The sequence below is a fragment of the Lewinella sp. genome, from assembly GCF_050633125.1.
Classification (GTDB): Bacteria; Bacteroidota; Bacteroidia; order Chitinophagales; family Saprospiraceae; genus Lewinella.
Window position 1 is genome coordinate 59,116 of sequence record NZ_JBOEFX010000014.1, and the last position, 14,177, is coordinate 73,292.

At 46.8% G+C, this 14,177-nt stretch carries 11 protein-coding genes; 8 read left to right on the forward strand and 3 right to left on the reverse strand.

Features of this window, described 5'->3' with window-relative positions; all coding sequences use genetic code 11:
- Positions 1 to 19 precede the first annotated feature (19 nt).
- Positions 20 to 868 (forward strand): hypothetical protein, encoded by an 849-nt coding sequence (locus ACRBG0_RS03240; protein ID WP_431485491.1) that lies wholly within the window; start codon positions 20 to 22, stop codon positions 866 to 868.
- Between the two features lie 33 nt (positions 869 to 901).
- Positions 902 to 1,336, forward strand: a complete 435-nt coding sequence (locus ACRBG0_RS03245) for an acyl-CoA thioesterase (protein WP_431485492.1) — start codon at positions 902 to 904, stop codon at positions 1,334 to 1,336.
- Positions 1,337 to 1,362: 26 nt separating this feature from the next.
- Here ACRBG0_RS03245 and ACRBG0_RS03250 read toward each other — a convergent pair whose 3' ends face one another.
- The 3 genes from ACRBG0_RS03250 to ACRBG0_RS03260 are packed head-to-tail and all read right to left on the reverse strand — an operon-like array spanning position 1,363 to position 4,404.
- A complete protein-coding gene (locus ACRBG0_RS03250) occupies positions 1,363 to 2,058 on the reverse strand; it encodes an ABC transporter ATP-binding protein (RefSeq protein ID WP_431485493.1) in 696 nt (231 codons plus the stop codon).
- Positions 2,058 to 3,317, reverse strand: a complete 1,260-nt coding sequence (locus ACRBG0_RS03255) for an ABC transporter permease (protein WP_431485494.1) — start codon at positions 3,315 to 3,317, stop codon at positions 2,058 to 2,060. Before ACRBG0_RS03255 ends, ACRBG0_RS03250 begins: the two co-directional genes overlap by 1 nt.
- Before the next feature lies 1 nt (position 3,318).
- Positions 3,319 to 4,404 carry an efflux RND transporter periplasmic adaptor subunit gene (locus ACRBG0_RS03260; protein ID WP_431485495.1) on the reverse strand — a complete coding sequence of 362 codons (1,086 nt, stop codon included), beginning with the start codon at positions 4,402 to 4,404 and terminating at the stop codon, positions 3,319 to 3,321.
- A gap of 306 nt (positions 4,405 to 4,710) precedes the next feature.
- On the opposite strand from ACRBG0_RS03260, the gene ACRBG0_RS03265 reads away from it, so the two are divergent.
- From ACRBG0_RS03265 to ACRBG0_RS03290, 6 genes are all read left to right on the forward strand, one after another.
- Positions 4,711 to 5,316, forward strand: a complete 606-nt coding sequence (locus ACRBG0_RS03265; RefSeq protein WP_431485496.1) for a hypothetical protein — start codon at positions 4,711 to 4,713, stop codon at positions 5,314 to 5,316.
- Positions 5,317 to 5,368: 52 nt separating this feature from the next.
- Positions 5,369 to 7,051, forward strand: coding sequence for an ABC1 kinase family protein (locus ACRBG0_RS03270; protein ID WP_431485497.1), 1,683 nt, complete (start codon positions 5,369 to 5,371; stop codon positions 7,049 to 7,051).
- A 90-nt stretch (positions 7,052 to 7,141) separates the two neighbouring features.
- Positions 7,142 to 7,639 carry a ClbS/DfsB family four-helix bundle protein gene (locus tag ACRBG0_RS03275; RefSeq protein WP_431485498.1) on the forward strand — a complete coding sequence of 166 codons (498 nt, stop codon included), beginning with the start codon at positions 7,142 to 7,144 and terminating at the stop codon, positions 7,637 to 7,639.
- A 391-nt stretch (positions 7,640 to 8,030) separates the two neighbouring features.
- Positions 8,031 to 9,185, forward strand: a complete 1,155-nt coding sequence (locus ACRBG0_RS03280) for a DEAD/DEAH box helicase (protein ID WP_431485499.1) — start codon at positions 8,031 to 8,033, stop codon at positions 9,183 to 9,185.
- Between the two features lie 597 nt (positions 9,186 to 9,782).
- Positions 9,783 to 11,465 carry a hypothetical protein gene (locus tag ACRBG0_RS03285; protein ID WP_431485500.1) on the forward strand — a complete coding sequence of 561 codons (1,683 nt, stop codon included), beginning with the start codon at positions 9,783 to 9,785 and terminating at the stop codon, positions 11,463 to 11,465.
- A gap of 33 nt (positions 11,466 to 11,498) precedes the next feature.
- Positions 11,499 to 13,577, forward strand: a complete 2,079-nt coding sequence (locus ACRBG0_RS03290) for a zinc-dependent metalloprotease (protein WP_431485501.1) — start codon at positions 11,499 to 11,501, stop codon at positions 13,575 to 13,577.
- Positions 13,578 to 14,177: the final 600 nt, after the last annotated feature.

A 14,177-nucleotide genomic window follows, 5' to 3' on the forward strand; every position in this document is an offset into this window, starting at 1 on the left:
TAATCTTGAATTCCTGTTTATGAAAGCGCTACTCACTTTGTTTTTTAGCCTCTTCTCTTTCTTCGTTTTTGGCCAATGGGCAACACCTGCAGTTACCACGTCTGAAGCCGATGTATTTATCCCTGCACCAAAAGAAAGTCTATATCTCCAACGGTATCGCAGTGCCTTTCTGGGTATTGGGCCACGGTATTTGAATACTGATCCAGGAACGATCGAAACGACTTTTGTGGACGATAGCCCCTCGATGGATAGCTTCAACTCTACCTTTGAGGTAAAAGATGGTTATACCCAATTTGCATTGAATATCGGTTATAAAGCAGGAAATTACCGAGGGACCTCTCATGATTACCTGCTGGATGTAACGCTGGGGAAAAATTACACAGCCAAGTTTGCTTACTCTTGGGGCTGGAACTTTTTGACCAAGCTAAATGGGAATGATTTTGTTATTCGTCCTGCTATCCAAGGTTTGCTGGCAGGCAGTGGTTTTCGAATTGGGCAAATTCAAAACAATGCTGCCTACATTCAAATTGGCGAAACGCAGTACTACGAAAACGAGCTGGATATCCGCTTGCAAGCAACGAGCGTGACCTTTGCTCCACGACTGGATTTTACCTATATCATTGCTGACAGGGTGGACTTTTTTCTGAAAGCAGCCTATGATGTTCCTGCGGGAAACAGTGATGCTATTCTTCAGTTTAGTGTACCAGACGGTATCGGAGCGGATAGTGGAAATACGACGACTTCCACCGTCAAAGTGGATGATGATAACCTCACTATCACGTACAATGGTGATCCTCTTGAATCTTTACCGTTTACAACGGGAGGCCTACGGGTGACTTTTGGAATCAGCTATTTGTGGAATCGTTAAACGACAATTACTTGTTGGAGAATCAATAATGTTATGACTAAAATTTCACTGGATCAATTTAAAGTCAGGGTAGAATACGCTGTGCAATGGGGAGATATGGATGCTGCCAGGCATGTCAATAACCTGGTGTACTTGCGTTGGGCCGAGTCTTCACGATTGGCTTATTTTGAACACATGGGTATCAATAGCAACTTCAGTGAAGGCGTAGACCCTATTCTAGGCTGGCAAGACTGCAAATACATTTTTCCGATGGTGTATCCAGATACTGCCATAGTTGGGGTGAGGGCTATTGAAATAAAGGAAGATCGATTTGTGCTGGAATCAGCCATCTTTTCGAAGGTGCATGAGCGGATAGCAGCCATCTCTCGACAGTCGATAGTGCCTTATGATTATGTTGCTTTGCGCAAAGCGGCTTTGCCTGAAGAGTGGTTGACAAAGATCAATACGATTGATCAATTAAATAGTTGAGGTGGATTGAGTTAAGTTGTTGATAGTTATTGATTTGTGTGTTTTATTATTCGCCCATCTTCCATGGTGATAATCCGGTCGGTTTGATGAGCGAAATCCAGGTCATGGGTGACGATTAAAAGGGTAAGCCCTTTCTCAACAGCTAGTTCTCTGAAGATAGCCAGTACGTTATTAGAGTTCTTGCTGTCCAGGTTGCCAGTGGGTTCATCGCCCATGATGATACTTGGTTCGTTAATCAGTGCGCGGGCGATGGCGACTCTCTGTTTCTCTCCACCTGAAATACGATAAGATTTATTGCGAGCCACATGGTCAATGTCCAGCATTTTTAGAACATTGATGGCGTCGTATTCGATCTCTTGAGCGCTTTTCTTGCCTAGCTTTTTAGCGGGAAGCATAACATTTTCCAGTACAGAAAATTCGGGCAATAAGTAATGAAATTGAAAGACAAACCCAATATGTTCATTACGTACCCTGGCAAGTTGTTCCGGCGTATTGCCAGTAATGAGGCGGTTGTTGAGGTACAACTCCCCGCTGTAGTCGGTATCCATTGTAGAGAGGATGTAGAGCAGGGTAGATTTTCCGCAACCAGATTTTCCCATGATGGACACAAATTCTCCTCGGTTTACCGTGAAGGTAATGTCCTTCAGAACATGGAAATCTACGGGTTCATGGAAAACCTTATTGATGTTTTTTGCTTGTATGACGGCTTTGTTGTCTTTCATTACTGGCCTCTTAAAATGGTGACAGGGTCAATACCTTTGGCTTTCTTAGCGGGTAGATAACCAGCTAGAAAAGTAGAGACCAAAGCAAAAGTGATCCCGATGATGTAGAACGATGAATCGAAATTGACAGGGTAGGTGGTAATGGTAGGTAAAGCATCCGTCTCAAAAGGAAGGTGACTAATGAGAACAGAACAGCTCCAGCCAATAATCAAACCCAAGATGCCGCCAAGGGTACCAATGATCAGCGCTTGGCTGATAAAAATGTACATGACATCGTTGCCCGAAAAGCCTGTAGCTTTCAGGATGGCAATGTCGTTCATCTTTTCGTAGATAAACATGTTGAGGATATTGTAAATCCCAAAGCCAGCAACAATCAATAAAGTAATGGAAACAGCATAAGTAATGATGTTTCGAATGGTTGTCCCTGTATCAAACTGAGCGTTGGCAGTGCCAATATCTATGGCGGTGACATTATAAAGCCGGGCAAATTGTTGGGCCATCGGTGCGGCTTTTTCCAGGTCGTGTAGTTTGATATTAATATCGGTAATAAAATTAGCCTTTTCGCCCATCAGTCGTTGGGCCGTCTTGATATTGGTATAACTTTGAATGTTATCAATTTCTGCCAATCCGCTCTGGTAAATCCCCGTAATTTTCAAAGAGATTCGATTACCCTGGGCACTCACCAGTTGAATCCGATCCCCGATGCCGGTACTCAATTTTTGGGCGATACCTGCTCCGATAATGATGGCATTTTCATTTTGATAAAGGTCTTTAATATCTCCTTCGATGATATAATCGTCGATGTTGAAAAGGCGGGCTTCTTCGAGGATGTTTACACCGTTTACCAGACCATTGAGCTCTAGCGCACCGGCGGTGTAAAAAGCCTGGCTACTTACTTGTGCAGTAGCGCCAAGAATATCAGGATTGTCTTTCAGCAGCTTAAGGAGCGGTAGGGCATTGTGAATCCTGCTGGGCCGCTGGCGGGGTTTTATCGACCGCACTATGTTCCAGTCATTGAGGGTTGGAGCTGCTAAGTCAAGGGGTTGTTTTTCGGAAGGAGAAACCTCATTGTACAGGTGGATGTGAGGTGTTCTATCTAGCATCAGGCCATCTAGCAACCCGTTAAGCCCCGTCATAAACGACACCAGAATGATAAAAGTCGCAATACCAAAAGTTACGCCCAGTGCCGCAATAGCCGACTGTTTTATGCGGGTTGTGATGTGAGTTTTCGCAATTTGTAGGAGAAGCTTGTATTCCATCTTATTCGGCTTGGTAAACAACGGTAGAAGTATCAATACCGCTAAGGATTTCAGTAAAGGCCAGGTTCTTTAGTCCAGTGATGACTTTGACGTAACCCTGGGGCGTATTGACTTCATTGTTCTCATTGATCAATTGACTGGGCAGGCACAGTACTCGGTCTTTTTCTGCAATAATGATGTTGGCTTCTCCGCTAAGGCCGTTAAACAACCTGTCGGGCTGTGTTTTGAAAGTGGCTTCTATCTTGAATGTTTGGGAGCGCTCGTCTTTGGTAGGGTAGATGCGCGTTATTTCAGCTTCAAAAACCTGCTCTCCAAAAGCATCAAGGTTGATCAGTGTTTTTTGACCGGGGAACACATGAGTGATGTCTACTTCATCAATTAAGAGTTGGACGACAAACTTGTCTGTACTTCCTACTACGGCTACTGCTGATTGTGGACTTACAAATTCTCCTTCTTCCTTCAGTACTTCGTAAATGGTACCGGTAAGCCTGCTGGTGATCGTAAATTCTTCATTGTTGGCAGCACTGATCTGTAGGCTGTTTTGTGCGAGTTCAAGCTTGCGGGCGAGTTCTTTTTGTGTGCGTAGATAATTGCTGCGCAAACTGCTTAGGTCATTCTGTGATAGCTCGTAGGCCAATTTTTGGGCGTCATAATTTTGTTGTGAACCGATATTTTGAGCCCATAATTTCGCCTGACGTTCATAATTGAGCGAATCATTGCTAACCCGGGTTTGTGCGGAACGAATACGCTCTTCCAGCTCTCTCAAGAGGGCACTTTCGCCAAGGTAACTATCCTTTGCAAGCTGTACATTCAAGGCTGCATTGGCCTCATTAAGGTTACCTTGCCGGTTGTTGACTTGAAAGAGCAAAGCCCCCTGCTCGACGAGTAGACCTTCTTCGAGGTTACTCTTTTCTATAATACCGTTTACCGGAGAATACACCGTGTAAATTTCCGCTGGCACTACGGTCGCCGTACTGTATACTGCTTCCGTAAGCGATTGGTATTGCGCTTTGAACTCTTGAGGAGGAGCGCTACAGGCATTTAAACCTAGAATGATAAAAATGAAACCCTTTGAAAATAGCTGCATTCGTTTCCTGTTTGGTGTAGCCTAAGGAGGTTTGTAAACGTTAATTTGAACTTTGTGACAGTACCTTGAAACCCTTCTATGTCCTTATATAGTTCAAAAAAGCGAACCCTTTTAGAGGTAAAATACCACCTTAAAGTTCCATTGAAAAGCTCCTGTTTTTAGTGATAATTCTTATCCAAAATGATTGATCCTAATCAGTACATTTTTTTCCGATTTTATTGATAATTACGGGTGAGAGGGGGAGCATATTCAAAGTTATTTGGAATCGAGAATCACCCTCCACATTGTTCATTTAATCTTACACTAATGGAAAATGCAATAATCGAAAGAATCAAGAACGAAGCACGTAACCTTCAGGCTTTATCGGATGAGTTGCAAGTGCAAATGGCATTAGGAAAGGCTGAAGCCAGGGATTTGATCGAACGGGAACGCAAAATGCTTGCGGATTTCATAAACAAGGAAAGAGCGGAGTTGAAAAAATCAGCCGCTTATACTGCTGATGATCGTCGTGACTTCCTGACGAACATTGAAAACCTGGAATCGAGTTTGTTCCAAGAGGTGCCTACTGAGGTGAAGGCTTATGATGCCTACAAGAAAGAGGTTCTTCAGAAAATTTACAAACTCGAAGAAGCGGTACGCGTAAGCTACCCGGATATGAGTACGCAAATGCAGGAAACACTCGATACCTTCAAAGCCAAAATGGATGCTTTTCGCGTCAATTTAGCACTGCATGATAAAGATGATCCTGCTCGCGTAGCTAGTATTCGCCGTGAATTCACGGAGAAGTTGATCGAAGTTCGCCAGATTCTTGATCGTCGCGAAACGGCACAAACAAAATTGGACCATTTCGTAGAGGATATTTCCGAATCTTTCAACTACTTGAAACGAGCGATTTCTAATTTGTCCAACTAAGGAACAGCACGAAAATAAAAATCGCACTTTATTTTCTGCGCAATGCTAAGTTATGAAGGCAGGAGCCCTAAATATTACCACCACTTCTACCTTGATGAGATACGAGAAGGTTTTCGGAACCTTTGTAAAATACGGATTCGAAGACCTTCTCGCTCATCCGCCACTCAATAAACTGGTGCCACAGACGAACCGGTTTGTGCCCAGTCGAGCGGGGCGTAAGGTGAGCGAATTTACCCGCTACGAGCGCATCCGTCTGGTGTGTGAAGAATTGGGGACGACCTTCATCAAGTTTGCTCAAATTGCGAGCAATCGACCGGATTTGCTGCCCGATGAGTTGATTACGGAGCTTGCCAAATTGCAGGATCAAGTGCCTCCCGTAGCGCTAGAAGAGATTTATGCAACCCTGGAGCAGGAATTTTCCCGCCCTTGGCAGGAGATGGTTGAGTATTTCGAGCCTCAACCCTTGGCATCTGCCTCTATGGCACAGGTGCACAGGGCGCGTTTGGTAGGAGGAAGAGAAGTTGTTTTGAAAGTGCAACGACCAGGCATCCGCGAGGTGATTGCTGCGGATATTACCATACTCAATCAATTAGTAAGTATCATAGAAAGCTATTTCCCGGCTTTGCTGGTTTACCAACCCAGTGAGCTGGTCAAGATGTTTGAACAAAGCATTACTGAGGAGTTGAGCTTCCGAAGAGAAGCGGCCAACTTGCTGCATTTTCAGCAGATGTTTCGCGACCATTCTAAAGTGTTGATTCCTGCTGTTTACCGAGAGCTGTCTACAGACAAAGTGCTCTGTATGGAGTATGTACCTGGGTATAAAATCACAGATCTTGACAAGCTTTCCCAATTTAACATCACAGGCGAAGAATTGGCGCTGCGAGGTATCGGGCTGTACTTTGAACAGGTGTTTGAGCATGGCTTCTTTCACGCCGACCCTCACCCTGGAAATATCTTCGTGCTAGAGGATGGCCGCATCGCCTTCCTCGATTATGGTATGGTGGGTACCGTGAGTGATCGAGATAAGTTATTATTTGCCCAATTGCTTCTCGCTATTTACGACCAGGATGTACAAGGGCTAAAAAAGGCGATCCTCAAGTTCTCTACAGGCCTGAGCAAAGACAAAGAGCGCGAGCTGGAATACGATATCATTTACGTCTTGCGCCAGTACGCCAGCATCGCCTTGGAGGATATTGATGGGATGGAGGTCATGCAGGGGCTCAATGCCTTGTTCTTTGATTATAAAATCAAACTGCCTGCCAACTTACTCTTGCTGCTGAAAGCGCTGGTAATCATGGAAGGTGTAGGTCTACAGTTAGACCCCAATTACGACATTATCGCCAATATTGGTCCCTATGTTCAGCGCTTATTATCGAAGAGGTACAGCCCCCTCCGACTCCGGCGCGAGTTAATACGATCAGCCGAAGATACCACCAATCTTTTGCGCGAACTTCCCGAAGATTTACGTGAAATTTTACGGAAAGTAAAAGAAGGAAAGCTCCATATTGAGTTTGAACACAAAGGCTTGCAACCCACTGCCGACAAATTGAGCGAGAGTATCAAGCTTCTTTCGTATACCCTGCTGGTAGTGGCGATTATCATAGCCTCTTCTTTAGTTGTTGTAGCTAAAATACCACCCTTGGTCAATGGCTTTGCCTTGTGGGGAATCACTGGTTTTGGACTGGCGGCGCTGCTGGCATTGAGGACGATATTTTCGTTGGGCAGGCGTTCTTAAATGGAAGAATCACGAGAATAAAAATTCGATCTTTACCCGTTACTAAGCGACGCTACTTCGTAACGGGTAAAATGATAAAAGAGCATACGTATGGCACGGCCAACATCTAAATCGGAATTACTGGACCTGGGCAAGGCGAATTTTGAGCAGCTAAAGGACTTCATTGAAAAGATGGATGCCCTGGAGCAAAACAAGGATTTTCCTCCGGGAACAATGAATCGAAATATTCGCGATGTTTTAATGCACCTCCACCACTGGCACCTCATGATGATGGACTGGTATAGAAAAGGATCAACAGGAGAAAAGCCGGAAATGCCCGCCAAAGGATACACTTGGAAAACGACTCCTGACCTTAATTACTGGATTCTGGGAAATTACCAGCAGGTCAGTCTTGAAGAAGCAAAAAAGCATTTAAACACAAGTTATAACCAAGTAAGAGGAATAATCGACAGCCATTCCAACGAAGAACTATTCGAAAAAAAACGATACAAGTGGACCGGCACCACTTCGATGGGCGCCTATTTCATCTCCGCAACCTCAAGCCACTATGATTGGGCCTTTAAGCTGATTAGGAAGGCGAAAAAGTGAGGTGGGAATTCTGACTTTGCAGACTATGAACTTTGATGCAGCGCACCTTCCTATCTATAGCCAATAATATCGTCTCATGAAAAGGTGCAGCGCACCGTGCTATATTTCCCAACCTTTAATAAGGTCATTTAAGGTATATAATTCTGTTGACTATAGTACGGTGCGCTGCACCTCGCACATAAAAATCTAAAAGGTTGCTACAGATATATGCGGTACGCTGTACCTTTCATGTTTAGCGTTTAATGGGATTACTGCAGGCGATTCAAGAAAAAATCCGCGTAAATCCGTTCAATCCGCGTTCTATCCTGTACAACCACACCTTACTAATCTCACAATAAGCTCCTCCAGTTCCGCCGTTCCTCGTACCTTTGCAAAAATTGTTTACTACTATATGTCATTTTCCTCGCTAGGTTTACCCGATTATTTACTTGCCTCCCTTGAAAAGCAGAAATTCACGAAAGCTTACCCTATTCAGGAGATGGCCATTCCTGCTGTTCTGGAAGGGAAAGACCTCTTGGGGATTGCACAAACAGGCTCAGGGAAAACAGCCAGTTACGTCCTGCCCATCTTGGCTAACCTCGAGAAGATGACCACCCGTGTGGCCAGGCATGTAGAGGTGCTGGTGCTAGTACCCACCAGAGAGCTGGCCGTGCAGGTAGAAGGCGTATTTAAGCTCTATGGCGAATCATTGCCTTTCAGGTTCAAATCGTTAGCCGTTTATGGAGGGGCTTCGATCAACGTACAAATGCAAGCGCTGCCCAAAGTCAATGTTTTGGTAGCCACACCGGGGCGACTGCTTGACCTGATAAGTGTTAATGCCGTCCACCTTTCTGCTGTGAAAACCCTGGTGCTCGATGAAGCGGATAAGATGCTCAACCTGGGTTTTAAGGACGAAATGGACAAAATACTGACTTTTCTTCCCGAAAAAAGACAAAATCTCTTGTTTTCGGCCACATTGAGCCCCAATGTTGAGAACGTAAGAAATGTACTGCTAGAAGACCCATTGGTTATAAATATAGCCCCGGAGGAAAAGACGGTCGACCTCATCAATCAATCGGCTTACGCGGTTACGCTGGCGCAAAAAGGCCCACTGTTGCGGTACTTGATCAAGGCTAAAAAGATGAGGCAAGTACTCGTTTTTACCTCTTCGGTTTATCAAGCCGATCAGGTGGCGTCCAAGTTGAGCAAAAACAGGTTTTCTTCAGCAGCCATTCACGGCAAAAAAAGCCAGGGAGCAAGATCGCAAGCCTTAAACGACTTTAAAACAGGTAAAGTAAGAGTACTCGTCGCCACGGATCTACTGGCCAGAGGTATCGATATCGAGTTTCTCCCCTTTGTCATCAACTACGAATTACCCCGCTCTCCTAAAGATTTTGTGCATCGAATCGGTAGAACAGGCCGGGCCGAAAACCCCGGCGAAGCTATCTCTTTTGTCACGGAAGAAGACCGTCACCACTTCAAAGTCATCCAAAAGAAAATGAAAAAGTGGGTAGACCTTGTCGATGCCGAAGAGACCACCAGATTGCTGAAAGAGAAGAAGGGGTAAATCCTTTTTGTTAAAGGCGCATTGCAGTCTCCAGACTACAATGTAATATTTCCTGGTTTCCCGACCAGCGAGAAAGAAATTAACCTACATGGTGTTTTCGGCCGACCCACCCAACCCTCTCCGAATGGAGGGCTTTTTGAATTGGATGCTAGTGAATGGTTCCCTTTTTTATTGATAGGCGCTAGACGTGACCCGCAGGTGTATCCCCGGTAGATCAGTAAGGATAATACCAGTGCGCAGGCCAACAGGCCGAAGCTCGGGGCCGGGACGGGGCAAGGACAATGGGATGGTAACGCTAGTGGACAGCCCGGTGCCGATCCCGTTCCGACTAGAAAAGTCGGGACGGGAGATGGCATGGCCCCAAAACAACCACCGACCTTGCGTCCTCTTTGGTGCCTTAAGTGGTTCAAATCCCGCACCCAGCGAGTTTATCTTATATCCCCTTATAATCTCTTATATGGTTTAAGAAGAATCTCCGTGCCTTAAAGTGGTCAAAAAAAATCTCCCCCAAAATGTAACGCCCGTTCATCGCCAGGTATAAAGCAGTATCAATTGCGATTAATCGCTTTTTCACCTAAAACTAAAACCTTTAAAGAGATGAACACCTCAAAACATCTAACCCTATTTTACCTATTAAGCTTTATTTTGATTTTCAGTATGGGCAACCTTGCCGCTCAAGCGGAAGATGCCAGTACTTTCAAGCCTGCTCCTAAAGATTGCCCCGGCCCGTGCCCTTGTGTAGGGAATTTTGTGGAGATGCAAGTCTACTACTTCGGCGACGATAACGTGACCATCGAAGTATACCGCAATAATAGCCTGAGTATCCTTATTCAGACCTTCAATAATGTAACTTCCGGTCAGCTGCTGACCATCGACGGCTCAACGACCATCAACGGAACCTTGGGCAACACTACCTACTTTGTGATCACCAATGCAGGTAACAGCTGTGTAGAGTCGATCTATACCCGCTGCCCAAGCAACGCTTGGCCAGGCGCTACCGACGACCTCGATGTTGTTGGAAAAACCTTCGGCGACCTGACTGTTTTCTCCCGCACCGACCTTGGCAATAACTTTGTTTGTGATCTATCCAGCGCAGCACAAGACTGGCACGTAGGCGGCAATGTCGTTAGTGCTGACAAAAACACACTGGGCACACGCAACAACGAAAGCGTGGTCTTCCTTACCAATGACGAAGAGCGCGGAACGATCACCAATATCGGCGATTTTGGTATCAATACCTTGGCACCAACGGCTCGCCTTGATGTACGCGGCGACGCCATCATTGACGAAACCCTGGATGTGAATGGCGTGACCACCATTCACGATGGAACCAGCTCTGCATCACCTGTTTCTGGCGCTTTGGTCGTTGCTGGTGGAGCCGGAGTTGGCGAAAACCTCAATGTAGCCAACAGTGCTACTATTGGTGATGACGCCTCTGTTGGTGGGAACCTCTCAGTCGGTGTTGATGCACAAATCGGTAACGATATGAATGTATTGCGCGATACCCGCACCGGTCGTGATCTTACCGCAAACCGTCATGCGACCGTAGGCGAAAACCTTTCTGTAGGTGGTGATGCCGGCATCGGCCAAAACCTGGAAGTAAACGGGCAGACAACCCTCAATGGATTTACTCGCGTAAACAATAGTGCCCGTATTACCAATGACCTCGACCTGGATGGCGAACTCATCATGGGCGCAGGCAACACCAAAAGAGTGGCGGACCTTGGTGGAGACTTACTCATTGAAAACCAAAGCGGCAACGTTGTCATCGAAGCTGATAATGAAGAGATGATGGTGATTTCCAGTACACAAGTAGAGGTCAGAAGACGCTTGATCGTAACTGGCGGCGCGGATTTGGCCGAACGCTTTAATGTCAATGTTTCAGAGGAGATAGGTGCTCCCGCTATACTTCCCGGAATGGTACTTTCCATCGACCGTACCCAAGCCGGCGAATTGACCCTGAGCAATAGTGCAAACGACCGTGCAGTAGCAGGTATCGTCAGCGGTGCAGGTGATGTGCAAACTGCGATGGTCTTTGGCCAAACGGGCACCATTGCCGACGGTGATGTAGCCGTAGCCATTACAGGCCGCGTGTATGCTTACGTAGATGCCAGCTACGGCGCTATCGAACCTGGCGACTTATTAACGACTTCCCCAACCACAGGTCACGCCATGAAAGTGACCGATTATACCCAAGCGCAAGGCGCCATCATTGGCAAAGCCATGACCAGCCTCGACGCAGGGAAAGGATTAGTGTTGGTACTCATCAGCTTGCAGTAAGCCAGCTATTTATCAACACCAAAACCTTTGATTATGAAAAACTTATGGCTCGTCCTGGCCTTCTTGTGTGCAGGTTGCACCTTGGGCTTCGGGCAAGATTTAATTACCAATACCCTTGAGGACAAGCGCTATCCCAAGGTCGAAATGGATATCAAACCGACGGTCCAGCTTATTCAAGAGCGCAAAGCACTACAAGGAAAACTGACGGAGGTAGATTTGTTTCGGTTGTCCAACAACAGAAGCAATGCCAACCTTCAGGATTGGGTGCTTGATCCGGTATTGCTGGATTTGAATGCCGATGACCTGATGAATACCCTTCGGGAAGGCCCACGCGATATCAGCTTTGCAGTGCCGGTAGGTGCAGGCAAGAATATTGTCCTGGAATTGACCCAGTTTGAAGTAGCTTCCGAAGGCTTTCAGGTGCATACCGCCTCAGGCCAGGAAACGATTACTGGTCCTACGGGCTTGTTTTACACCGGCATGGTACAAGATGATCCGAACTCCATTGCTACGCTTAGCCTTTTTGGCAACCAATTGCGAATGATCATCGGCGATCGCGCCAGCACCTACGTGCTGGGAAAAATGCAGGATGATTCGGGGCAATACGTACTCTTCGACGAACGCAAGCTATTGCGGGAAGAGGCCAGTTGGGATTGTCATACCGTGGATACGCCACTGCCACCAGCAACCGAGAAACCTAAAGTTGCTGATAACAGAATGATGGAAGGCGGCGGCTGTGTGAAAGTGTACGTAGAAACAGAGTTTCAAGTATACACTGATCATAGCAACAGCCTGCTGGCGGTGACCAATTACATCATGGGCATCATGGCCGAATCTATTATTGCTTACCGCAATATAGAAGTGAACATGGAGGTGTCAGAAATCTTCGTATGGGACCTTGCTGATCCTTACAGTGATGACGATGATGAAGATGGCGTTGGCCCTGTATTGGACGAATTTATTTCGATGCGGCCAGCCTTCAACGGCGACTTGGCCCACTTGATTACTACGCGTAATATTGGTGGCGGATTGGCTGATGGCATCGGCAGTATCTGTGGGGGTTCACCAGGGCCACACTGTGTGAGTGGCAGTTTGAGTGCATCTTTTGATGTGAGCAGCTTGCCTTCTACCTCCAGTACTTTTGTTCGGGCAGCGCACGAAATGGGCCACATTTTAGGAGCTCGCCATACGCAAGCTTGTGTTTGGGGGCCTGGCAACAATCAACAGATTGACGACTGTGGCAACAGCTGGGTACTCACCAACGGAGGTGATGACGATGGCGATTGCCCCGGCGATACCAACATGGATGGTTGTGAATGTTGCGCAGGTGATGACAACGTAGATGAGGCCGACGAAGCAAGTGCTGCTGAAGGCGGTGCCTGTTTTGATCCCATGAACCCAGTAGCTCCCAATACCGCCAATGGCCGCGGAACGATCATGAGTTATTGCCATACCCAGGCCATTGGTCGTGATATCCTGAACGGATTTCATGCAGAAGTTGGAGCGGTGATTAACGACCTGTTTCTAACGGCTGATTGCCTCACAGATGAAGACTGTGGCTGCGAAGAATTTACCGATCGTACCGTCAATGGTGCCCCGATCCCCGATGGTATTTACTATGCCAATAGCACGATCACGTCTACGGGCGTAGCCACTGGTGCCGCGCCACAAGTCATAGTATTCCAAGCAGGTAACCAAATCATCCTGGAACCAGGCTTTGAAGCAACAGAGCTTTTTATCGCCCAAATCCTTGATGATTTGTGTACCAACCCGGCGGAAATGAACATGATCGTTTACGATAATGACAATGCCCAGGGAACGAGAATCTCAAACAACGAGGCCAGCCCCCAGGGCAATGAACTCACTGCTTACCCGAACCCTACACACGGTTTGCTTTACCTCAGTATGACTATTGAAAAAGAGGCAAATACGGCAGGGCTACGCATCATCAACCAGCTGGGTCAAACAGTTTACACCTTGCCACAAGATCAAAAAATTGAGCAAGGTCAACTGAACATGGAAGTGGATGTAATTGCTTGGCCACCAGGAATGTACTATGTCGTCCTACAAACCGGCAGCGAGACGATTGTACGGCCTGTGATGAAGGAGTAGGGCGTTTTTTTGTGTAAAAGTGTAAGGGTTGAGTGGGTGTAAGGGTTCGTCCAATTCCGCACCCCGCACTTCGCACAAAAAATCGCACCCGCACCCAAAAGGTGTAAAGAATGGAAAAGTGTAAGTGTGTAAAAGTTAGGTGCTTCGCACCCCGCACGAATCCGCACCTCGCACTTTGAAATAATAAATCCCCTGAAAGAAGCTGTCCCGATCTTTGGTTTACCCAAAGGTTGGGATTTGCTTTTTGGGGCCATGCCATCTCCCGTCCCGCCTTTTCTAGTCGGCACGGGATCGGCACCGGGCTGTCCACTAGCGTTACCATCCCATTGTCCTTGCCCGCTCCGCGCCCCGAGCTTCGGCCTGCTGGCCTGCGCACCGCACGAGAAAGGTGTAAAGGATGGAAAAGTGTAAAAGCTAGGTTCAGTTAATCCCGCACCCCGCACTTGAAAGTCAGAAGTCAGAAGAGGGAAATCTGCCCCGTCGGAATGCCTTTGACAAATTCGCAAGTATCCATCGCACCCCGCACAGAAAGTCGGAAATCGGAAGTGGGAAACATCCAACGCGCCCCCTATCGCACTCCGCACCAAGCACCCCAAAAAA

Excerpts from the sequence above, each read along its gene's own strand:
- ACRBG0_RS03240 (WP_431485491.1), top strand. The coding sequence starts at position 20 with ATGAAAGCGCTACTCACTTTGTTTTTTAGCCTCTTCTCTTTCTTCGTT.
- ACRBG0_RS03245 (WP_431485492.1), top strand. The coding sequence starts at position 902 with ATGACTAAAATTTCACTGGATCAATTTAAAGTCAGGGTAGAATACGCT.
- ACRBG0_RS03250 (WP_431485493.1), bottom strand. The coding sequence starts at position 2,058 with ATGAAAGACAACAAAGCCGTCATACAAGCAAAAAACATCAATAAGGTT.
- ACRBG0_RS03255 (WP_431485494.1), bottom strand. The coding sequence starts at position 3,317 with ATGGAATACAAGCTTCTCCTACAAATTGCGAAAACTCACATCACAACC.
- ACRBG0_RS03260 (WP_431485495.1), bottom strand. The coding sequence starts at position 4,404 with ATGCAGCTATTTTCAAAGGGTTTCATTTTTATCATTCTAGGTTTAAAT.
- ACRBG0_RS03265 (WP_431485496.1), top strand. The coding sequence starts at position 4,711 with ATGGAAAATGCAATAATCGAAAGAATCAAGAACGAAGCACGTAACCTT.
- ACRBG0_RS03270 (WP_431485497.1), top strand. The coding sequence starts at position 5,369 with ATGAAGGCAGGAGCCCTAAATATTACCACCACTTCTACCTTGATGAGA.
- ACRBG0_RS03275 (WP_431485498.1), top strand. The coding sequence starts at position 7,142 with ATGGCACGGCCAACATCTAAATCGGAATTACTGGACCTGGGCAAGGCG.
- ACRBG0_RS03280 (WP_431485499.1), top strand. The coding sequence starts at position 8,031 with ATGTCATTTTCCTCGCTAGGTTTACCCGATTATTTACTTGCCTCCCTT.
- ACRBG0_RS03285 (WP_431485500.1), top strand. The coding sequence starts at position 9,783 with ATGAACACCTCAAAACATCTAACCCTATTTTACCTATTAAGCTTTATT.
- ACRBG0_RS03290 (WP_431485501.1), top strand. The coding sequence starts at position 11,499 with ATGAAAAACTTATGGCTCGTCCTGGCCTTCTTGTGTGCAGGTTGCACC.